This is a genomic window from Lentzea sp. NPDC055074, assembly GCF_053608005.1.
Genome location: NZ_JBSGUQ010000031.1, coordinates 1 through 21,243, shown reverse-complemented (window position 1 = coordinate 21,243; position 21,243 = coordinate 1). Strand labels below are relative to the sequence as shown.

14 protein-coding genes are annotated in these 21,243 nt (G+C 69.6%); 5 read left to right on the top strand and 9 right to left on the bottom strand.

The annotated features are described in order from the left end of the window. Nucleotides 1-17: 17 nt before the first annotated feature. From ACWF7A_RS41900 to eccCa, 6 genes are all read right to left on the bottom strand, one after another. A complete protein-coding gene (locus tag ACWF7A_RS41900) occupies nt 18-299 on the bottom strand; it encodes a WXG100 family type VII secretion target (RefSeq protein WP_452256026.1) in 282 nt (93 codons plus the stop codon). Nucleotides 300-369: 70 nt separating this feature from the next. Further along, a complete protein-coding gene (locus ACWF7A_RS41895; protein ID WP_452256025.1) occupies nt 370-678 on the bottom strand; it encodes a WXG100 family type VII secretion target in 309 nt (102 codons plus the stop codon). A gap of 147 nt (nt 679-825) precedes the next feature. Further along, complete coding sequence (locus tag ACWF7A_RS41890) at nt 826-1,203, bottom strand: hypothetical protein (protein ID WP_452256024.1); 378 nt, start codon at nt 1,201-1,203, stop codon at nt 826-828. A 21-nt stretch (nt 1,204-1,224) separates the two neighbouring features. Then, a complete protein-coding gene (locus ACWF7A_RS41885; protein WP_452256023.1) occupies nt 1,225-3,039 on the bottom strand; it encodes a type VII secretion-associated protein in 1,815 nt (604 codons plus the stop codon). Between the two features lie 126 nt (nt 3,040-3,165). Beyond that, complete coding sequence (locus ACWF7A_RS41880; protein WP_452256022.1) at nt 3,166-5,829, bottom strand: BTAD domain-containing putative transcriptional regulator; 2,664 nt, start codon at nt 5,827-5,829, stop codon at nt 3,166-3,168. A 703-nt stretch (nt 5,830-6,532) separates the two neighbouring features. Continuing rightward, nucleotides 6,533-10,558: a type VII secretion protein EccCa gene (gene eccCa, locus ACWF7A_RS41875; RefSeq protein ID WP_452256021.1), complete on the bottom strand. Its 4,026-nt coding sequence runs from the start codon at nt 10,556-10,558 to the stop codon at nt 6,533-6,535. Between the two features lie 230 nt (nt 10,559-10,788). Here eccCa and eccD point away from each other — a divergent pair, with 230 nt between their 5' ends. Both eccD and mycP read left to right on the top strand, forming a co-directional pair. After that, the gene (gene eccD / locus ACWF7A_RS41870) at nt 10,789-12,192 is read left to right on the top strand and encodes a type VII secretion integral membrane protein EccD (RefSeq protein ID WP_452256020.1); all 1,404 of its coding nucleotides are present in this window, start codon (nt 10,789-10,791) and stop codon (nt 12,190-12,192) included. Continuing rightward, nucleotides 12,189-13,601: a type VII secretion-associated serine protease mycosin gene (mycP, locus tag ACWF7A_RS41865; RefSeq protein ID WP_452256019.1), complete on the top strand. Its 1,413-nt coding sequence runs from the start codon at nt 12,189-12,191 to the stop codon at nt 13,599-13,601. Before eccD ends, mycP begins: the two co-directional genes overlap by 4 nt. A 119-nt stretch (nt 13,602-13,720) precedes the next feature. Here the strand turns inward: mycP and ACWF7A_RS41860 are convergent, their stop codons facing one another. From ACWF7A_RS41860 to eccB, 3 genes are all read right to left on the bottom strand, one after another. Then, entirely contained in the window at nt 13,721-14,788 is a 1,068-nt protein-coding gene (locus tag ACWF7A_RS41860; protein WP_452256018.1) for a WXG100 family type VII secretion target, read from the bottom strand. A gap of 8 nt (nt 14,789-14,796) precedes the next feature. Further along, on the bottom strand, nt 14,797-15,114 hold the full coding sequence (locus ACWF7A_RS41855) for a hypothetical protein (RefSeq protein ID WP_452256017.1): 318 nt from the start codon (nt 15,112-15,114) through the stop codon (nt 14,797-14,799). Nucleotides 15,115-15,212: 98 nt separating this feature from the next. Continuing rightward, nucleotides 15,213-16,832, bottom strand: coding sequence for a type VII secretion protein EccB (gene eccB / locus ACWF7A_RS41850; protein WP_452256016.1), 1,620 nt, complete (start codon nt 16,830-16,832; stop codon nt 15,213-15,215). Between the two features lie 273 nt (nt 16,833-17,105). On the opposite strand from eccB, the gene eccE reads away from it, so the two are divergent. The 3 genes from eccE (at nt 17,106) to ACWF7A_RS41835 (ending at nt 20,819) form a co-directional block, all read left to right on the top strand. Next, nucleotides 17,106-18,311, top strand: coding sequence for a type VII secretion protein EccE (gene eccE, locus ACWF7A_RS41845; protein WP_452256015.1), 1,206 nt, complete (start codon nt 17,106-17,108; stop codon nt 18,309-18,311). Continuing rightward, nucleotides 18,308-19,036 carry a hypothetical protein gene (locus ACWF7A_RS41840; RefSeq protein WP_452256014.1) on the top strand — a complete coding sequence of 243 codons (729 nt, stop codon included), beginning with the start codon at nt 18,308-18,310 and terminating at the stop codon, nt 19,034-19,036. Before eccE ends, ACWF7A_RS41840 begins: the two co-directional genes overlap by 4 nt. A gap of 220 nt (nt 19,037-19,256) precedes the next feature. After that, a complete protein-coding gene (locus ACWF7A_RS41835; RefSeq protein WP_452256013.1) occupies nt 19,257-20,819 on the top strand; it encodes a S8 family peptidase in 1,563 nt (520 codons plus the stop codon). Nucleotides 20,820-21,243 lie beyond the last annotated feature (424 nt).

Sequence of the window (21,243 nt, the reverse complement as noted above, 5' to 3'; positions counted from 1 at the left end):
GCGACTGACTGCCGGGCTCAGCCCCAGCGGTTGGCGTTCTTCTGCTCGCCCGCCTGGTAGGCCTCGGCGGCCTGCTGGACGGCGACACCGATGGAGGAGAGCACCTGCGCCAGGTCGGTGGCGGCCTTGTCCCAGGCGTCCTGGGCGGCGTTGTACGCCTCGGAGCTGGCGCCCGTGTAGCCGGCGAGCACGGACCGGACGCGACCCTCGAGGGCCTCCAGCTCGCCGGTGATCTTGCGCTCGGCACTGCTGATCTGCGACGAGGCGTTCATGAGCTCGGGAAAACTGACCTTGATCATTTCTATGGTCCCCTTAGGTGCTGAAGAAGTCTGCGGATGGAGAGGTGATTACCCGGAGAGAACCGGAAGATCAGAGGCGGCTGGAGATGCTGCCCAGGCCCGAGCCCTGCTCCTCTTCACGCGCGTCCATGTCCTGCGCGGTGCCGGCGAGGCCCTCGCCGATGACCGAGAGAGCCTGCTGCAGCTTGGACTGGCTCTCCTGGAAGCGCTCCATCAGCCTGTTGAACGCCACGGCCGCCGGGCCCTCCCACGAGCCGCGCAGCGTGTCGCACGTCGACTGGACGCCACGGAGGATGCCGTCGAACTCCGCCTTGGCGTTGTTCACGTCCTTGGCAAGAGTCGCGATCTCTGCCGTGGTTGCCTCAAAGCCACCAGCCATTGCAGTTCCCCTTAGTTTGGATCGTCAGGTCGTACCGCTTGTTCTGTACGCCTCTTCCGACGAGCACCCTGCCATGTCGGTTCCATCCTGTCCCGAGATGGTTCCAAGTAGTTGCTCTAGTAAACGGGCCTCAGATGCGAGAAGGCTTCAATAGAGGATTCGCGACTGCGAAAAGTCCTCGTCATCGTCACTCACACGGGGAAGCTGGCCACTCGGACCGGCGACGGCCGTGGAACCGAGAGCGACCGGCTTCGTCTCAACTGGAGCGGCGACGACCGGTTCCGGCACCTGCTCGACAGGCAGTCCGCGCTCGGTGCGGAACCCCGTGGCGGCGTCCCGGACGTCCGCGGGGGTGGCCTGACCGCCGGGTTCCGGCCGGCGCTCCCGCGCGCGCTCCGCCAGGTCACGCGTGCGTTCCCGCAGCTTGGCATTGCGTTCACCGATCTCACCCGACGCGCGACGGGCGCGGGTGACCGCTGCCCCGACCTCGGCGCGGAACCGGGCGAGGACCTCGGTGGCGGACATCGGCGACTCCTGTCGTTGCGGCTAGGACTTGATGACGAGCGACCGGACGACCTGCTCGCAGGCGGTGCGGACCTGGGCGTTCGTGGCCTCCGTCGACTGGCATCCCACGCTCACCTGGTGCTCCCCGGCGAACTGGATGTACCACTCGACGCCGGTCGTCCCGACCACTTCGCGATAGTGAACAACAGACTTCCCCGCGAATGCGGTGTCTTCGGAGAACTCGGCGACCTGATCGCCTTTCTCCTTGCGTTGCTCATATGTGCTCTTCAACTCACTCAGCGCGCGAGTGCGATCCCTCTCGCTGTTGTACTCGAGAGTTTGCTCCTGCACAGCAATGCGCGCTTCCGGTTGTTTGCTATCGGAATTCGCACGCGCTATCGGTTGCAAAAGCACCTGCCGGTCTTTTGCGGCCCCGCCGGTCTGCTCCCAGCCGTCCGGCAGCGCGAAGCTGTAGTCGTAGACGGCGATCTGGCTGCCGGACGGGGCGGGTTGCCGCGGATCGTCGGGCTTCTTCAGCCAGAACCAGCCGCCCACGCCGGCCGCCGCGAGCACGACCACGACGCCGATCGCGATGAACAGCGGCGCCTTGCTCTTCTTGGTGGGCGGCACCGGCGGGGTCGCGGGGAACGAGGCCGGGAACCGCCCCGGCTGCGGAGGCGTGATCCGGCGGGTGATCTTGCGGGTGGTCTCGTCGCCGACCCTCAGGTTGTGGGTGACCTCACCCGAGGGGGCGACCGGCTGCGCCTGCCTCGCCACGCCACCGGTCCGCTCGGGGTCGAGGCTGACCGCCCGCAGCGCACCGCGGGCCACCACCGTCTCCGGCTGGTCGATGCTCGTCGGCACCACCCTGATCTGCTCGTGCACCAGGCGGGCGACCAGCGGGATGCGGCTGGACCCGCCGACCAGGAACACCCCGGCGAGCTGCTGGGGAGCAAGACCTGCGTCACGCACGGCACCGGCGGCGAGCGCGACGGCCCTGCCGATCGGGGCGGCGATCAACAGCTCCAGGTCCGACCGCGTCACGTGGGCGTCGGGGAACGGCGGCGGCATCGGCACGTCGGTGTAGGCGTGCCGGGACAACGTCTCCTTGGCGCCGCGCACGTCCTGGCGCAGCACCCGCCGCTTGCGCCGGTCGTTCATCTCCCGGCCCTCGACGAGCTGCCGCCACGCCTCGGGGTCCTTGGCCCCGACCAGCCCTCCGACGTGCTCGAGCAACGCCTGGTCGATGTCCGCGCCGCCGAAGGTCGGGTCGCCCTTGGCCGACAGCACCCGGAAGCTCTTGCCGGCCCGCGCGACCACGCTCGCGTCGACCGTGCCGCCGCCGAGGTCGAGCACGGCGAGCGCGGCACCGTCCGGAACGGAGTGGCTCGCGGAGTGGAAGACGGCGGCGGCGACGGGTTCGGGCACCAGGACCACTTCGCGGCCGAGACCACGGGCCGCCTGCAGCAGAACCCGCGTGCGCACCGTGCCCCAGTCAGCGGGGTGGGTGAGGACGAGAAGGTCGACCGGCGCTCCGCCACCAACGCGCCGCGCTTCTCCCACGGCTCGTGCCAGCACCGCGCGCACAACGTCCACAACGGGCAGCACAGTGCTGCCGAGCAGCAACTCCCCCTCGTCGACACGACGCTTCGGATGCGGCTCGTAGCGCGCCGGGTCGACCGCTGCCTGGCGTTCGGCCTCCTGACCGACGAACAACGTGCCGTCGGCGGCGGCGAACACGGCGGACGGCACCAGCGGCTGGCCGTCGAACACGACGACCTGCGGCTCCCGCCCGTGCGCGGAGATCGCCACGCAGGTGCTCGACGTGCCGAAGTCGACCGCGACGTGCAGGCTCATGCACCTTCCCCTCTTCCGCGCACATGCTTACCCGATGCGACTGGGCAGGACGACACGGATGACGAAGGTCGCCCCGACGAGTTCAGCGCATCGCGCCACCCACGTCCGCCCCAGGGGTCGTTCCGCCTACTCCAGTGCGGCCAGCCTGGCGGCGAGCGCCTCGGCCTGGTCGTCGTCCAGCTGACGCAGAAGATCCACGGCACGTCCCCAGGCCACGACGGCCTTCGCACGCTCGCCGAGCTCGAGCAGGGCGGCTCCCAGGTCTCGCAGCGCCACGGATTCGTGCTCGGAGTCGGCGAGCTCGGCCAGGACCTTGGCAGCGGGTTCGAGCACGGCCACGGCTTCGACGTGCCGTCCGAGTCCGGTGAGCGCCTTGCCCCGCACAGCGTGCAGCCGCGCGAGCACGTGCTGGTCCTCGGCGTCGATCTCGGTCGCGATGACGACGGCACGGTCGTTCGCGACGAGAGCCTCGTCGTAGCGGCCGAGCAGGTTCAGCATGAAGGCGATGTTGGAAAGCGCGGCGCTCTCCAGGTACCCGTTCCCGATCTCGGCGCTCACCTCGGCCGCCAGGCGTGAGGTCGCGAGGGCTTTCTCCACCTGACCGACCTTCTCCTGGTGCGCGGACAAGTTGATCAGGCCGGCCGCCTCCGCGGTCCGTTCCCCCGACTCGCGGACGAACCGCAGTCCCTCCTCGAAGCAGGTCAGCGCGTCGTCCAGGCGTCCGAGGTTCGAGTAGTGACTGGCCAGCTTCAGCAGCAGGAACCCCTGCTCGCGGGCAGTCCCGAAGGTCTGGACCGCCTCGAACATCTCGGTCGCCTCCGACCAGCGCGGCTGGTTGTAGACCAGGAACCTCTCCAGGTGCGTCGGGATCAGCAGCGCGAGCCGTTCCCACCCGCGTGCCACGGCCTCGCGCAGGACCACGTGGAGGTTGTCCCAGTCCTCCCGCACCCACGCCAGCGCGTCGAACCGCGAGGCGAACCCCCGCGGCACCACGCCCGACGTGATCTCACCGGCCCGCACCAGCGCGATCGGTTTCTCCACCAGAGCGGCGTTCTCGAGCGTGTGGACGTACCACTCGGTGATCCTCAGCGCGGCTGCCTCGTCGTCACCGCACAGCTCGGCCGCATAGGCGCGCAGCAGGTCGTGCAGGCTGTAGCGCCCAGGGGAAGGCGTCTGCACGAGGGCATCGGCGACCAGTCGCTCCAGCAGACGCCTGGCCTGCGTCACCGACACCCCGGCCAGCGCGGCGGCAGCGCTCACGTCGAAGTTCTGACCGGGGTGCACCGACAACAGCCGGAACATACGTGCCGACTCGTCGTCCAGCGCCCGGTACGACCACGAGAACACCGCACGGACGTCCACGTCGTAGAAGTCGCTGAACGCGTCGAGCCGCTCGTCGCGCAGCTCGGCCACGAACTCCCGCAGGGGCACTTCGGGGAAGCGCGCCACCCGTTCGGCGAACACGCGCAGCGCCAACGGCAGTCCGGCACAGCGTTCGACGATCTCGCGCGCGGCCTCCGGTTCGGCGTCGAGCCGCCGTTCACCGAGCACGACCGCGAGCAACGACCGTGCCGCGTCGAACCCCAGCTCCTGCAGCCCGATCGCGGTCGCGTCGTGCTGGGAGACGAGCGCGCGGAGCTGGTTGCGACTGGTGATCAGCACCCGCACCCCCGCGGCGGCGGGCAGGAGGGGGAGGACCTGGCGCGCCGACGCGGCGTTGTCGAGCAGGAGCAGCAACCTCCGGTCGACCAGGGTGGTGCGCAGCAACGCGAACCGGGCGTCCGCGCCGGCCGGGACCTCGTCCACGCCGAGCCCGGTCAGCAACATCTCCGCCGCGGCGGCGGGATCGACCGGCTGCACCTCGGGATCGAACCCGCGCAGGTTCACGTAGAGGTCGCCGTCCGGGTAGCTCTCACGCACGTCGCGAGCCCACTGCAACGCCAGCGCGGTCTTGCCGACGCCACCGACGCCGTGCACGACGGTGACGCCCGCCGTCGTGGCGAGCTCCCCGAGCTCGTCCTCGCGGCCCACGAACTTCCGCACACCGTGCGGGAGCTGACGCGGCACCCGGACGCGCTTGCCGGGTGTCACCTCGGCTCGCAGGATCCGCTGGTGCAACTCCTGCAGCGCGGGACCGGGGTCGACGCCCAGCTCGTCGGCGAGCCTGCCCCGCAGGTCCTGGTACGCGTTCAACGCCTCGGCCTGGTTGCCCGACCGGTACAGCGCGAGCATCAGGTGCGACCAGAACTGCTCGCGCAACGGGTGGTCGGCGACCAGCGACCTCAGTTCCGCCACCAGCTCACCGGACAAGCCCCTGTCCAGATCCGCGTCGATGCGCCGTTCGAGCACCGTGAGCCGCTCGTCGACCAGCCGCGGCACGTCCTCGCGGTGCAGGACGTCCGACACGACGTTGCCGAGCACCGGCCCTCGCCACAACGCCGCGGCCGCACCGAAGTCACCCGACCCCGCGAGGGCGCGGAACCGCAGCAGGTCCACCTGGTCGGGTTCGACCACGGCGGTGTAACCACCGGTCCGGGTCTGCACGCAGTCCGCCTCACCCAGCGCGACCCGCAGCCGTCGCACGACCATGTGCAGCGTCTTGTGCGCGCGGTCGACGTTCGGCGGCGAGCCGTCCCACAGCCGGTCGACCAGCTCGTGCACCGGCACCAACTGGTTGGGCCGCAACAACAACGCGGCCAGCAACAGGTGACACCGTCCAGAGGGGACCACCACCGGTTCGCCGTCGAGCAGTACCTCCAACGGCCCCAGCACGCGGTATTCGGCTCGCACACATCCCCCCAGCTCACCGACAGTCTAAACGCGCTGTGGCCGCAGTGTGAGCGAAGTGTGAGCGGCCTCGGGCAGAGTTCTCCTCAGCGGTGCTGGTGGCGAAGTCCTGGGGGGCCACCAGCACCGCTCATCAGTTTCCGGGGCGCGGCAGGTCCCGGCACGGGGCTCGAACTCGGTGTGACCGATGTGTGAGCGCGACCAGGCAGAGTCGTCCTCAGCCGGAACGACGAGAGTGACATTGATTTCTGGGGGGTGTCACACCCGCCGTCCTCCTCCTGGCCGCCGCTCCCCAGTGGTGCGGTCCGGGTGGAGATCCGGTCGTGGGGGGAACCGGACAGTCCCCTGCTGTCCGGCGAAGGCCCGCAGCTTCGGCTGCGGGCCTTGTTCCGTCTGCGCGACAGCAGGTGTCATCGAGGCGTGAGCGACATGTGAGCGGCGTGCGGCAGAGTCCTCCTCAGCCGGTTCGGAGGAGTCAGCCTGGGGGATGGCTCGGAGAACTGGACCCGGAACCGGAGCGGTCGCCTCCCTCTTGACCGCGCCGGTTCCGGGTCGGGCTGATGGGGGGCGGGTAGTACCCCTGCTACCCGAGCAAGGCCCGCGACCTCGGTCGCGGGCCTTTCGCCGTTCACGCCCCTCGAAACGGCTCGTGGGTGGCCCCGCCACCACGGCGAGACCACCCACGAGGGACGTTCCGAGCGCTTGTCTAGTCCGGCGGGATCCAGGCGAACTGCATGCGCTGCTGACCGTGCTTGCGGGTCACCAGCGTGCCCCGGCCGGGGGGCAGCGGCGACGGCTTGAGGTTGCCGACGATGTTGCCCTCCTCCTTCGAACCGGACCCGACGAAGATCGGCGCCGAGATCTCCTTCAGCTTGCCCATGATCGGGTCGTACATCGCGCGGGACGCACCACCCATGCGGCGGACCACGACGACGTGCAGACCGACGTCCTTCGCCTGCGGGATGAACTCCGCCAGCGGCTGGACCGGGTTCTGCGCACCCTGCGGAGCGACGAGGTCGTAGTCGTCGACGATGACGAAGACCTCGGGGCCCTTCCACCAGGAGCGGTTCTTGAGCTGCTCCTGCGTGACGTCCGGGCCGGGCATGCGGTTGGCGAGTGACCCGCGCACCTCCTGGACGTTCTGCGTGAACTGCGGGCCCGACACCGCGTAGCTGAGCAGGTGGTCGGTGTCGATGAACCCGAGCATCGTGCGGCGGTAGTCCGCGAGCAGGATCAACGCCTCGGACGAGGTGTAGCTCTGCATGATGCCGCGGACGATCGTGCGCAGGATGTTCGTCTTGCCCGCCTCGCCGTCGGCCAGCGCCATGAAGTGCGGGTCCGCGTCGAAGTCCAGGTAGACCGGAGCGAGCTCGTCCTCGTTGACGCCGATCGGGACCAGGTGGCCGCGGTTCGGGAACGTCTGCTGGACGTGCTGCATGAACTGCGCGTGGTCGAGCAGGTCGGGCAGCATCCGGACCTGAGGGGCGTGCGGGCCCTGCCACGACTGCGTGAGCTTGGCGGCGAGGTCCGCGACACCCGCGGTGACCGTGCTCGCGTCCTGCGAGGTGTCGATGCGCGGCAGACCGACGAGGTAGTGCAGCCTGCGCCCGGTGGAACCGTCCAGCGTGATGCCGCGACCGGGACGGCCCGGAGGCACGTTGACGGCGACCTTGCGGTCGACCTCGGACTCGCTCGGGTCACCGAGGCGGAGCTCGAAGCGCGTGCCGAGGAGGTCCTTCATCGCGGGGCGGATCTCCGCCCACCGGCTCGCGCCGATGATCACGTGCACGCCGTACGACAGACCCTGTGCGGCGAGCGCCTGGATCTGCGGCTCGACCATCTCGAACTCCTGGCGGAAGTTCATCCAGCCGTCGATGATCAGGAACGCGTCGCCGAAGGCGTCGTCCTTGATCTCACCGCGCCGCTTGCGGTTGCGGAACTCCTGGAGCTCGATGCGCTGGTCGCGCCAGCGGAGCTCGCGCTCCGAGATCAGCGTCTGCAGCTCGGCCACCATGCGGCGGACCTTGTCGACGTCGAGACGGCCGGCGAACCCACCGACGTGCGGCAGGTCCTCCATCGCGGCGAGCGAACCACCACCGAGGTCGATGCAGTAGAACTGCGCCTCCTCCGGCGTGTGGGTGAGCGCCATCGACGCGATGATCGTCCTGAGCATCATCGACTTGCCGGACTGCGGACCGCCGACGATCGCGCCGTGGCCCGCCGCACCGGAGAAGTCCGCCCACAGCAGGTCGCGACGCTGTTCGAACGGCTTGTCGACGATGCCGACCGGGATCTGCAGCGTGCTGTTCGCCGGGTAGCCCGGCGAGGTGAGACCGCGGTCCGGCGTCACGTCGAGCGGCGGCAGCATCGTGTCCATCGTCGCCGGCTCGTTGAGCGGCGGCAGCCACACCTCGTGCGCGGGCGGGCCCTGGCCGACGAGCCGGTTGACGACGAGCTCGAGCTGGGTCGGCTCGTTCGCGTCCTCCTTGACCGGCTCCGCCACCTTGACGGGCTCGACGGGGCGCTCCGGCTCCTTCGGGATCTCGATGAAGTCCGGCACGAAGAACCGCGGGCGCTTGTCGCTGCGCACGGCCACCGACTCACCGACGGACTGCATGCCCGCCGGGCGGTAGGTGCCCGAGACGTAGAGCGCCTTGAACCTGGTCAGCGGCATGCCCTGCACGCTCAGGTAACCCGAGCCCGGGATCGGCGGCAGCTCGTAGGCGTCCGGCACACCGATCGCCGCGCGGGACTCCGCCGCGTTGAAGGTCTTCAGACCGATCCGGTACGAGAGGAACGTGTCCAGACCGCGCAGCTTGCCCTCCTCCAGTCGCTGCGACGCGAGGAGCATGTGCATCTGCAGCGACCGGCCGACACGACCGATCTGGAGGAAGATGTCGATGAAGTCCGGCTTCGCCGTCAGCATCTCGGAGAACTCGTCGATGCAGATGAAGAGCGCGGGCAGCGGGTCGAGCTGGGCGCCGTTCTCACGGGCCTTCTCGTAGTCCCAGACGTTCTTGTAGTTGCCCTTCGCCAGGACCTCCTGACGCCGGGACACCTCGCCCTCGATGGCGTCCTTCATGCGGTCGACGAGGCTGAGGTCGCCAGCGAGGTTGGTGATCGTCGCGGCGACGTGCGGGGCCTTGTCCAGGCCGAGGAACGTCGCACCACCCTTGAAGTCGACGAGGATCATGTTGAGCGCCGTCGACGAGTGCGAGGCGAGCAGGCCCAGCACCAGGGTGCGGAGGAACTCCGACTTGCCGGAACCGGTCGCGCCGATGCACAGGCCGTGCGGGCCCATGCCGTCTTCCGCCGCTTCCTTGATGTCGAGCTCGACCTGCTGGCCGTGCTCGCCGATGCCGAACGGGATGCGGTAGCGGTCGCGCTTGGGCCGGGGCCGCCACGCCTGCTGCACGTCGAACGTGATCGGGTCGCCGGGGATGCCCATGAACTCGAGCAGCGGCGGGTTGTTGCTCATCGCCAACGGGTCTTCACCCGAGTCGCCGCCGGCGTCGCCGGCGGCGCCCATGCGGTAGGGCGAGAGACGGCGGGCGAGGGCCTCGGCCTCCACGACGGAGAGCCGGTCCGGCGCGCCGAACCACTCGACACCGCTCGCGGAACGGGCGCCCAGCTGGTTGTTCTCGACGACGAGGCGCAGGCCGCGCCGCGCCGTCAGGTTGCCCAGGCACTCGCTCAGGTCGAGCAGCGTGACGCCGACCAGACCCTCTTCGAGGATGATCATCTCCTCGCGGCTGATGTCGCCGTCGTCGATGACGATCACGATGTGCGGCTGGTCGGGCGGCGGCGGGGCGTTGCGGGTGAACCGCTGCCGGTCGCGCAGGTTCTCGTCCAGCATCGCCTCGATCTCGGCGAGCGAGTTCGCCATCATGCGGCGCTGGCCGATGCCGTCGATGTCGGTGGGGTGCTGCGCGTGCGGCAGCCACTTCGCCCACTCCCACAGCTGCTTGGTGCGGCCCGCGCTGACGACCGCGATCAACAGGTCGTCCGGGGCGTGGAACGTGACGAGCTGGGCGAGCAGGGCGCGCGCGAGGTCGCGGCGGTCCTCGATCTCACCGAGCAGGCCGACCGCGGCGAAACCGCGCAGTGCGATGGAGATCGGGAGGTCCGGCACGAGCGAGTGGGCGCGCACGAAACGGCGCAGCGCCAGCGTCGCGATCGGCTCGAGCTCCTCGACGGGACCTGTCTGCGGTGGCACCAAACGAGTCGCGAGGCGCTGCGAGCCCCGTCCCGCGCGCAGGTGGCAGAAGTCCGGGTCGTTCTGACGACGTTCCCACATGCGCCGGGTGGTGGCGAGCGACCACAGCATCTGCGGGTCCGGGTGCACCCACTCGCGTTCGGCGCGCTGTTCGTCGGCGGCCTCGCGGGCGCGGTCGCGCATCTGGCCGAGGTACCGCAGGTAGTCCTTGCGGTCCTCGTTCATCTCGGCTTTCTTCTGGCCCTTGCCCGAGCCCATGCCGCTCGCCATCATGCCGATGGTCGAGATCATCATCATGCCCGGCATGATCATCGCCGCGGGCTGCCGCGGCATGAAGACGAGCATCATGCCCATCATGCCCATGGACGCCACGATCATGACGACGGGCATCGCCTTCATCATGATGTTGCCGGGGATGATCCGGGGGACCTCGGGTGGCGGTTCGAGGTGGACCTCACCGCCCGGAGGCCGGGGAGCAGCAAGGCGTGCCGTTCGCTTGAACTGCAGCGTGCTCAACTGACAGGCACCTCTTCGACTCGTTACGCCACCAGTAGCAACCGACACTATTGCGCATCCGCGCGCGTCACGAAGGTGGGTCGGAAAAAAACCCAGTCGAACGTGTTCTGCAAACGACACGTGCAAGAGACGTCGGTGGCGCCATACTAGGGCCGCTCGGCAACCGTCCAGGTGGACCAATAGGGTCGAGCCGTTGATTTGTTAGCACTGATCTGACTTAGGGGGCCCTGGTGGCGACCGGTACGACGGTGTTCAGCCGTGTCACGGTGGTGGCACCTCGAACGCGTATCGACGTCGCGCTGCCTGCCGACGTGGCGGTGGCCGATCTCCTCCCCATGCTGCTGGACATGGCGAGAGAGGCCACTCCGGACGGTGGCGTGCGACACGGTGGGTGGTGCCTCGCCAAGCTCGGCGACAACCCGCTCGACCCGGCGCGCACGCTGGCCTCGCTCGGCGTCGTCGACGGCGAGCTGCTGCAGTTGCGACGCCGCAACGAGAATCCGCCGCCGCCGCTGTACGACGACGTCGTCGACGCGATCGCGGAGTCCGATCCGGACTCCTTCCGGCCGTGGACCAAGGAGACCGCGCAGCGGTTCGGTCACCTGGCCGGCTCGATCGCGCTGATCGCGGCCGCGGTGGCGTTGTTCCTGTCCGGCCCGATCACTCAGGGTGGTTCCGGCAGCGGTCTCGCGGCCGCCATCGCCGGTGGTGTCGGCGCGATCGCCATGCTGGCGGCCGGCGCGACCATCTCGCGGGCGTACAGCGCGTCCTCCACGGGTGTGCTGATCGCCGCGTGCGGCTCGCTGCCGCTGGCGTTCGTCGCGGGCTTCCACGCCGTGCCGGGCGTCGGGTTCAACCCGAAGATGCTGCTCGCCTCAGCACTGTTGATGATCTTCGCGTGGGGCGGCATCCTGCTGATCGGCCAGGGCATCACGGTGTTCATCGCCGCGGCGACCGGCGGCACGCTCGTGGCGCTGGCGTTCCTCGTCGCGACGTTCGTCGAGCACCCGCTGTACGGCGTGGCCGCCGCGACCGGTGCCGTGGCGCTCGCCGCGCTGTCGATGCTGCCGAGCCTGACGCTGCGGCTGGCCAAGATCCCGCCGCCCGTCGTGCCGACGAACGCCGAGGACCTCAAGGAGGACAGCGGCTTCCCGGAGTACGCGGTCATCGAGCGCCGCACGGCCGTCGCACACGAGTACCTGACGGGGATGATCATCGGCACCGGCATCGTCGCGGCCCTGGCCGCCATCGTCGCCGCGTCCGCCGACACCATCTGGGGCCCGATCTACGGCGTGATCGTCGCGATCGTGCTGATGATGCGCGGCCGGGCGTACGCGAACGGGGCACAGGCCATCGCGCTGCTGTCGACCGGCATGCTCGCCAGCGCGGGCATCCTGCTGGGCTGGCTGATCGCGTCGACCTCGTTCGACCGCATCGCGTTCGTCTTCGGCACGCTGCTGGTGCTGGGCGCGCTCGCGCTGGTGCTCGGCGTGGTCTTCCCCGGCCAGAAGTTCTCGCCGCCGTTGCGCCGCACCGTCGACATCATCGAGGCGATCCTGATCGCCTCCGTGCTGCCGCTGGCTCTCGCGGTCATGGACATGTACCAGGTCTTCCGAGGTCTGATCACGCTATGAGGACCGGCATCAGGCGCACCACGGCGGCCGCGACCGCCGGACTGCTTCTGCTGACGGGGACGCTGCCACAGGCCTCCGCTCAGCCGTCCTCGACGCCGGCGGCGGCGAGGCCGAACTCGGTCCCGCCGCCGCTCCCGCCGGGCACCCAGCCGCCGGCGGACGAGGGCAAGCCGGACGTGCCGTACGAGCGCACCTCCAAGGGGTGCGTGGAGTCCGACACCAAGAGCGAACTGATCAAGCAGATGCCCTACGCCCAGGTCTACCTGAACCTGGAGCAGGCGCACCAGTTCGCCACCGGCAAGGGCGTCAAGATCGCGATCATCGACACCGGCGTCGACCCGCGCAACCCGCGCTTCGGCGGCCGGGTCGAGGGTGGCGGTGACTACGTCTCCAACCAGAACGGCATCGACGACTGCGACGGCCACGGCACCGAGGTCGCCGGCGTCGCCGCGGCGGCCAGGACCGAGGGCGACTTCATCGGCGCCGCACCGGAGGCGTCGATCCTGGCGATCCGCCAGACCAGCGACCGCTTCGAGTTCAAGGGCAACGCGGCGAACCCGGAGAAGCGCGCCTCGGCCGGCAAGGTCGGCACGCTGGCGCAGGCCATCGTCCGCGCGGCCAACAAGGGTGCCAAGGTCATCAACATCTCGTTGACGAACTGCAGCGCCCCCAAGGGTTTCAGCGCGGACGACCTGAAGCTGCAGGCCGCCATCAGGTACGCCGTGGACGTCCAGGACTCCGTGATCGTCACGGCGGCCGGCAACCTCAGCGAGCAGGGCACCGGCTGCGCGGCCCAGAACAGCAACCTCGACCCCAACAACGTGAACTCGGTCTCGTCGCCGGCGTGGTTCGCCGACGACGTGCTGTCGGTGGGCTCGATCGCGCGCTCGGGCGAGGTCTCGTCGTTCAGCGTCTGGGGCCCGTGGGTCAGCATCGCCGCACCGGGTGAGGAGATCATCTCCGTCGACCCCAAGGGCACCGGCCTGACGAACGCGAACGTCACCGCGCAGGGCGTGCTGGACATCAAGGGCACGAGCTTCGCGTCCCCGTACGTGGCGGGCATCACGGCGCTGGTGCGCGAGCGGTTCCCGAACCTCAAGGCGCGCCAGGTGATGGAGCGCCTCAAGGCCACGGCCCTGCACCCCGGCAACGTGACCGGCAAGGACCACAAGACCGGCTTCGGCATGGTCAACCCGGTCGCCGCGCTGACCGCGGTGCTGCCGGCCGAGTCCGCCGGGTTCAAGGCCGCGGACCCGCGGGAGATGACCACGTCCGTCAGCCCGCCGCCGGGACTCGACTGGCCGCCGATCATCGTGGCGCTGAGCGGGATCGGTGTCGGTGGCCTGCTGCTGGCGCTGACGTTGTTCGTCCGCAACTCGCTCAACCGCAAGCGAAAGCAGCCCGCCTAGCGGTCTGCTCACCGCGACGCCGGTTTCCGCCGCGTCGCAGAAGGACCATCAGGCGCAGAACGAAGAAGGCCCCCACCGGATCTCACCGGTGGGGGCCTTTCCCGTTGTCCGGGAAGGTGTCAGTCGTCGTCACCGATCGTCTTCGGCGCGGCCTTCTTGGGTTTGCCGAGCAGGTCGTCGATCGAGCCGGTGAGCCGTTGCCGCGGCTTGTGCTCCTTGTCGCCGCCCTGCTGCCCGCCCATGGCGCCCATCATCGGCGCCATGCCCATGCCGCCCATCATGCCGCCACCGGAAGGGGCCCCAGAACGGCCACCAGCGGCCGCGGCGGCCTGACCGGCCCCAGCACCCTGCTCCGCCACCGGAACCTGCTCAGCGACGCCTGTGGCGCCTCCGAACTGCATCGGCTGCGCGGCCGCCGCGGCAGGAGCGCCGACCGAGCCGCCACCACCGACTCCGCCACCCCCACCGCCGACCGCACCGCCACCGCCGGACGAGGCACCTGCGGCCGCCGCGGCCGTGGCAGAAGCCCTGGCCGGTTCGGGCGTGGTCGCCTCGGGCTTGGCGGGCGCGGTGTAGGTCCAGTTCTGCTCGGGGTACCTGTGCTCCATCCGCACGGCCTCGAAGCCGCCGGCCTCGCCGGACACCCCGTCGCACAGCCGCAGGAACGCCTCCATCACCTGCCGCGCGGACTCGTGCAGCTCGCGGACCGGGTCCTTGAGCTCCTCGATGTGCCTGATCGCGCGCTGGTCGCCGTCGAGCGGCAGCGAGGCCGTTCCGGACACCGAGTCCGCGGCGTCGGCGAGCACGTGCGCCATGTCCTGCACGATGACGCGAACGCCGTCCGCGGTCTCCTCCAGCGCGTCCGCCATCGCGTTCATCGCGTCGGCCATGTCGCCACCCGCGAGACCGACCTTGCGCATGTGGTCGAGGAACGCCTCGGCGTCCTTGCCCTGCCACCGCTCGTCGACCCCGCCCAGCGGCGTGGTGACGTGCTTGTTGACCGCTTCGGTCACCTTCGCGGCCTTGCGCCAGCGTTCGGCTTCCTCGCGCAGGTCGTTCCAGTCGCCCACGAGCGGGTCGAAGAAGTCGTGCACCAGGTCCACGACGCCGAGCTTGCGGCTGACCCGCGAGAGGTAGTCGAGCTCGGGACCGACCTCGGCCGCGATCTGCTTGCCGTCCTTGGTCACCACAGCCCCTACCGCCGTTCGACTTTCCTGATGGCCTGCAAGCTCTCGTCGTCGTCCCGCCCGTACTGCAGGGCGACGGCGTGCAGGCCCTTCGAAGCCGCGTCGAGCGCGTCACAGGCGCGGGCGAGCTGCGAGTTGAGGAGCTCGGCGGCCCGCGCGTACCCCTGGGCGGTGCCGACGGTCCTGCCGATCTCGCCGAACGACTGGGGGCGCAGCGGGGACACCTTCATGGCGTCCCGCACCCGCCTCAGGTCATCCGTCGTCCCGTCGATGCGGTCGGCGCACTTCTCCAACCACTCGGCATCGACGCTGATACGACCGGCCACGACTCTGTCCCCCTAGAACACTCCGGGTGCTGCGCGCGGCGGATGGTGCCCGCCGCGCTTCGTCCGGTTTCGACGGTGGTGCACCCGGAGTGGTTCCGCTACTTCTGCTGAACCGCCTGCGGATCCTTGATGGCGCCCTTGCCGGGGATCGGGATCGAGTCGTAGCTGCGGTTCGCCTCGTTCTTGTTGAGCTGCGGACCCATCGGCAGCAGGCTCAGGATCTGGTTCGGCGCCGGCGGGAACGTCCCGTCGAGACCGAGCGCCCCCGCCGTGGCGGCGTCCGGGACGCCGTAGCGGACACCGCGGCCCGTGACGATCTGCACCGGCCCGGTCCCGAAGTCGTTCTTGCCCTGGCTCGCCCGCACGACGGCGGCCTTGCCCGGCAGCATCAGGAACTGGTCGATGATCTCGCCACCCGCACCCGCCGAACCGAGCTCGGCCGGGGTCATGTCCTTCGGGCCCGGCAGCGAGGAACCGATCGTCACCGTCGTGTGCTCGGCCCTGTTGTCGGCGGTGAAGTTCTCCGCCTTCCAGCCCAGGCACAGCACGACGTTGTTGGCGTTGGGCTCCAGCGTCGTCGGGATCTTCTCCGGGTACGAGGTGAGCTCGAGCGGCTTCTTCGGGTCCCGGTGGTTCGAGATCGCGCTCGGCGAGAGCCTGATCGCGGCCCGGTTGTTCGAGTAGGCGTAGCGCAGCAGGTCGCCGACCGTCTCGTCGACGGTCTGGAAGCCGTCCTCCAGCGCGACCATGGACTCGAAGCCGTTCTGGCGCTCGACCTGGACGACCTCACCGATGTTGACCTTGGTCTCGGTGACGTACGTGGCCTGCTTGCCCTGGTTCGGCATGACCGGCGCGACCAGCGGGGCGACCTCGGGGATCGCGTTGAGCAGCGCCGTGCTGATCGCGCGGGGCTTCTTGCCCGTCAGCTTGAGGGCGTTGACGACCTTGTCGTTCTTCAGGTCCACCTCGGCGCGGACCGTCGACGACGAGATGTCGCGCAGGTTCTGCGGCGTCTTGTAGATCAGGTACGCCTTCTTGGCGCCGGTGCGCTGCTGGACCAGCACCGCCTCGCCGCCCAGCTCCGCGTTGCCACCGCTGACGCCCGCGATCACGGAGGTCTTGATCTGGTTCTCCGCCGCCTGGTCCTCGCGGAACTTGTCGAGCTGGAGGGTGTCGCAGACCGACCACTGCGCGTCGATGCGGAGATCCGCCTTCGGCAGCACGTCCGGGGCGTCCGGCAGACCGGTGAGCCTGCCGCGCGGCAGGTTCGCCAGGGCCTTCTCGCTCACGAGCTTCGGGGTGCCGCCGGCCGCCTCCTGCGGGGCGCCCGCCGTACCGGCTGGTGCGTCGCCACCGCCCTGGCCCTGCTGCGCGTCGGGGCTGTTGCGCGAGAGCCAGAGCAGCCGGGCCGACGCCAGGTTCGTCATCGGGATCAACCGCCGGGGCGAGTTGTCGACGACGTAGACCTGGCCGGTCTCCTTGCTGATGGCGATCTGGGTCTGGTCGTCGAGCTTCGGCGCCGGGCTGAAAAGACCGACCACGAGGAAGCCGATGAGACCGACAACGCCCAGGACGACACCCACCGCTGTCGCACGCGAGTGGTTGCGCATGGGGTCGTGCAACATCACGGAGTCTCTGCGGACCAGAGCGGACTGCATCCGCCGCAGGACGAATTGGTAGGCCTGGACCTGTGACTTGGTGGTGGGTGTTGATGCCATTCTCGGCTCGCTGCTCTCCCAGTCGCGGTACGGTTCGGCAGGATAGCCGGACGCAGGTTGCTCCGTGGGCCGGTTCGCCAAGCCCACCGACCATCGAGGGGAAAGAGACCACAACGGATGTCCGTGACCACTCCACATCCGCCCCGGCCCAACCCAGGGATGGCACGGCCGCCGCAGGGACCCGCGGGCCCTGGCCAGCAGGCACCCGCGCCTCCGCGTCCGGTCGGGCGTGTCCGTCGCAGAGCCGCGGGCGTGAGCCTCGGCTCTTTGCCCGTGTCGAACGTAGTCACGATCGAGGTCGGTCTCGCCATCGCCCTCCTCGTGCTGGCGATCATGGGCGTCAAGCAGGGCGACGCGCTGAACGTCGTCTCCGTCTCGATCGCCGGTGGTGTGCTCCTCGTCGCACTGATCCTGGCCTTCACCCGATCGCGTGGCCGCTGGCTCACCCAGTGGATCGGCGTCCGCCTGCGCTACAACTTCCGGTCGCACAGCCGCACGGCGAAGCGCCAGGAGCCGACCGAGTCCAAGCCCGGTGACGACGAGCTGCAGGTGCTCGGCCCGGAGGACCCGCGCGTCGCGTTGCTGCGCCTCGCGATCCCGGACCTGGTGATCGCGAAGGGCGTCGACCACGAACGCCGTCCGCTCGCGCTGTCGTGGCACGACGGCGTGTGGACCGCGGTGCTGCTCGTCGACCCGACGCCGCCGCTGATCTCCGCGGTCGGCTCGGCCCCGTCGCTGCCCCTGGGAGCGCTCACACCGTGCCTCGAGGACCGGGGCGTGGTGCTCGACGCGATCACCGTGATCTGGCACTGCTACCCCGGCAGCGCGGCACTTCCGCCGAACTCGCCGGCCGTCAGCTCGTACATGGAGGTGCTCGGCCCGCTGCCCGCGGCGGCCCGCCGCACCACGTGGATCACGGTCCGCCTGGACCCGCGCCGCTGCGGCGAGGCGATCCGGGAGCGCGGCGGCGGCGTCGTCGGCGCGCACCGGGCGTTGATCGGAGCGTTGTCCCGCGTCCGCAACGCACTGGAGTCCGCCGGCGTCACGATCCGCCCGCTCGACTCGGACGAACTGCTGCGCGCGGCCATCTCGTCGGCCGAGCTCACCTCCGCCGTCGGCAACACGAGCCCCGTGTCGCTGCGGGAGAAGTGGGCCGGCGTCACGGCGGGCGGTGTCGGCCACGCGAGCTACGCGATCACCGGCTGGCCGTCCAAGGGCCTCAAGGGCAACCTGAACTCGCTGACCGGTGTGCGCGCTCTCTCGTCCACGCTCGCGATGTCCATCTCGCCGTCCCGTGAGGACGGTCAGGTCTCGCTGCGCGGCCTGGTGCGGGTGAGCGCCCGCACGCCGAGCGAGCTCGACAGGGCCGAGGACCAGCTCTCGAAGCTGGGTGACAAGCTCGACATCACGCTGACCCCGTTGCGGGGCATGCAGCTCGCGGGTCTCGCCGCGACGCTGCCGCTGGGAGGTGTGGCATGAGCTCGTCGTCCCGTCTGGTCGACTCGCGCGGCCGTGGCGCGGTGGCACCGGAGTTCCTGGTGTCGCCGAACATGCTCGACCTGGTCAGCCCGAGCGGTGACCGCGGCGGCATGATGCTCGGCCAGGGCACGAAGGGCGAGCCGCTCGCCGTGTCCGTGCTGCGCCCGACGCCGACCCGCATGGTCGTCGTCGGCGGCCTGTACCTGGCCCGGCAGATCGCGTTGCGCGCCATGGCGACCGGAGCGTGGATCATCATCGCGACGGGCCGCCCGCAGGCGTGGCAGCCGGTCGTGCGCGCCGCGGGCCAGGGCCCGGACGGCCGTCCGTCTCAACTGGTGCAGCTGCGCCGCCTGTCCCCGGCCGACCTCCCGAGGCCGACCGAGGACATGCCACTGCTGGTGATCCACGACGGCGGCCACGTCCCGCAGGAGCTGTTCCCGCCGCGCGCTCCGTGGCAGACGACGATGTACGTGCTGCCGTACCTGCACCCGCAGGCGTCGTCCACGGCGAACAACGCGGACCTGGTGCTGCTGCAGCGCCTCCCGATGGGCCAGGCGCAGCTGGCAGGGCAGATGTGGCGCCTGCGCCCGCAGATGTTCCAGCAGCTGACGCAACTCAAGGACGACCAGGTCATCGCCATGGGCCAGGACATGTGGGCGCACCTGCGCCTCTACACCACACCCGCCGAACAGCAGATCCTCGGAGCCGTCCGCCGAGGCGATTGAGACGCTGGACGAAATAGGCGAAACATGCGCCCCGAACGGACAACCGTTCGGGGCGCAATTGTTTTGTAAAGAGATCAGCGGAACCAACTAATTCACAGGCCGCAGCAAATCTGTTGATTCGGCATTCGATGGCAATGTCGTGGACCGTCTTGTGCGCATTCAGTCCGCACCACTAAGAAAATTCTCACTGCACAACCCTGCGACGAGGGAGCTTGCTGCTATGGGAGAATCGTGGGCCAGACGAGCGGCCGGAATCGGACTGGTGGCGGGCACTGCGCTCGCCCTGTCGTCCGTCTCCGCCACCGCTGCGCCCGAGGGGGAGATTCGCAACCTCGGTGCGTCCAACGCGGTCAAGGACAACTACATCGTCGTGCTGAAGGACATGAGCACGTCGAGTGTGGACAACCTCAGCGCTAAGTACGGCGCGAAGGTGAAGCACTCCTACAAGTCCGCTTTGCGCGGCTTCTCCGCACAGATGTCCGAATCCCAGGCGAAGCGCCTGGCAGCAGACCCGGCAGTCGCCTACGTCGAACAGGACGCCGAGGTCCGCATCTCCGACACCCAGGCCCCGACCCCGTCCTGGGGCCTCGACCGGATCGACCAGCGAGCACTCCCGCTGGACAACAGCTACACCTACCCGAACAAGGGCACCGGCGTCACCGCGTACATCATCGACACCGGCATCCGCATCACCCACACCGACTTCGGCGGCCGCGCCGTGTCGGGCACCGACACCGTTGACAACGATGCCGACGCCAACGACTGCAACGGCCACGGCACCCACGTCGCGGGCACCGTGGGCGGCACGAAGTACGGCGTCGCGAAGGACGTCAAACTGGTCGCCGTCCGAGTCCTGAACTGCTCGGGCTCGGGCACCTTCGCGGGCGTCATCGCGGGCATCGACTGGGTGACCGCGGACGTGCAGGCCAACCCGGCCCGCAAGCCGGCGGTCGCCAACATGTCCCTGGGCGGCGGCGCCAACCAGACCGTCGACGACGCAGTCGCACGCTCCATCGCCGCGGGCGTCACCTACGGCCTGGCCGCGGGCAACGACAACGGCGGCAACGCCTGCAACACCTCGCCGGCCCGCACCCCGGAAGCCATCACCGTGGGCTCCACGGACCGCACCGACAGCCGCAGCTCGTTCTCGAACCTGGGCACCTGCCTGGACATCTTCGCGCCGGGCCGGGACATCACCAGCGCCTGGCTGACGAACGACGAGGCCACCAACACCATCAGCGGCACCTCGATGGCCACCCCGCACGTGGTAGGCGCGGCAGCGGTCTACCTGGGCTCCAGCCCGACGGCAACCCCGCAGCAGGTCCGAGACGCCCTCGTCGACAACGCCACCTCAGACGTTGTCACCACCCCCGGAACCGGCTCCCCGAACAAGCTCCTCCACATCACCGGCACCGCCCCCGGCAACCCCCCGGGCCAGTGCCCGGCAGTCACCAACGACACCGACACGGCGATCCCGGACGCCAGCGAGGTCAAGTCCGAAATCGTCGTCGCCGACTGCAACGGCAAGGCCAGCGCCACCGCCTCCGTGAAGGTGGCCATCAAGCACACCTACCGAGGCGACCTGGAGCTGGCCCTGATCTCCCCCTCGGGCATCGTGAAGGTCCTGAAGGTCAGCAACGGCTCAGACAGCGCTGACGACCTCAACGCCACCTACGCGCTGAACGTGGCCTCGGAAGACGCCAACGGCACCTGGCAGCTGCGGGTCCGCGACCTCTACCGCCAGGACACGGGCCACATCGACTCGTGGACCCTCGACATCTAGCCACCACCCACGACGAAAAGCCGCACCACCAGGAGCCCCCGGTCCCCCCGCCGGGGGCTCCTCCCTGCGAGGAGGAGAAGGCAAGCTCGCGCAGGGGTCCCCTCGAGCGGAAGCTCCCCCGCGACCCAACGTACAGAGCGGGTCTGACAGTCCAGCGACGCCGAAGCCGAGCCGCCCGCACGTAACGCCAAGGGCGAGTCGCCCACACGCAATGCCGAAGGCGAGCCGTCAGTCCAAGCGATGCCGAAGGTGAGCCACCCTCTCGCACGCGATGCCGAAGGCGAGCAGTCTTTCCATAAGAGCTGGGCGGTGGGGTCCCATCACGAGTCGCGCCACAGCTCTTGCTGCATGCAGGTAGGGGTGTCAACTCGACACGCTTTTCGTCGAGTTGACACCCCTACCTGCATGTGGCCCGCTCTTGGTG

Coding starts and splice junctions, on each gene's coding strand:
- ACWF7A_RS41885 (WP_452256023.1), bottom strand. CDS start 3,039: ATGAGCCTGCACGTCGCGGTCGACTTCGGCACGTCGAGCACCTGCGTG.
- ACWF7A_RS41835 (WP_452256013.1), top strand. CDS start 19,257: ATGGGAGAATCGTGGGCCAGACGAGCGGCCGGAATCGGACTGGTGGCG.
- eccB (WP_452256016.1), bottom strand. CDS start 16,832: ATGGCATCAACACCCACCACCAAGTCACAGGTCCAGGCCTACCAATTC.
- ACWF7A_RS41900 (WP_452256026.1), bottom strand. CDS start 299: ATGATCAAGGTCAGTTTTCCCGAGCTCATGAACGCCTCGTCGCAGATC.
- ACWF7A_RS41840 (WP_452256014.1), top strand. CDS start 18,308: ATGAGCTCGTCGTCCCGTCTGGTCGACTCGCGCGGCCGTGGCGCGGTG.
- mycP (WP_452256019.1), top strand. CDS start 12,189: ATGAGGACCGGCATCAGGCGCACCACGGCGGCCGCGACCGCCGGACTG.
- ACWF7A_RS41890 (WP_452256024.1), bottom strand. CDS start 1,203: ATGTCCGCCACCGAGGTCCTCGCCCGGTTCCGCGCCGAGGTCGGGGCA.
- ACWF7A_RS41895 (WP_452256025.1), bottom strand. CDS start 678: ATGGCTGGTGGCTTTGAGGCAACCACGGCAGAGATCGCGACTCTTGCC.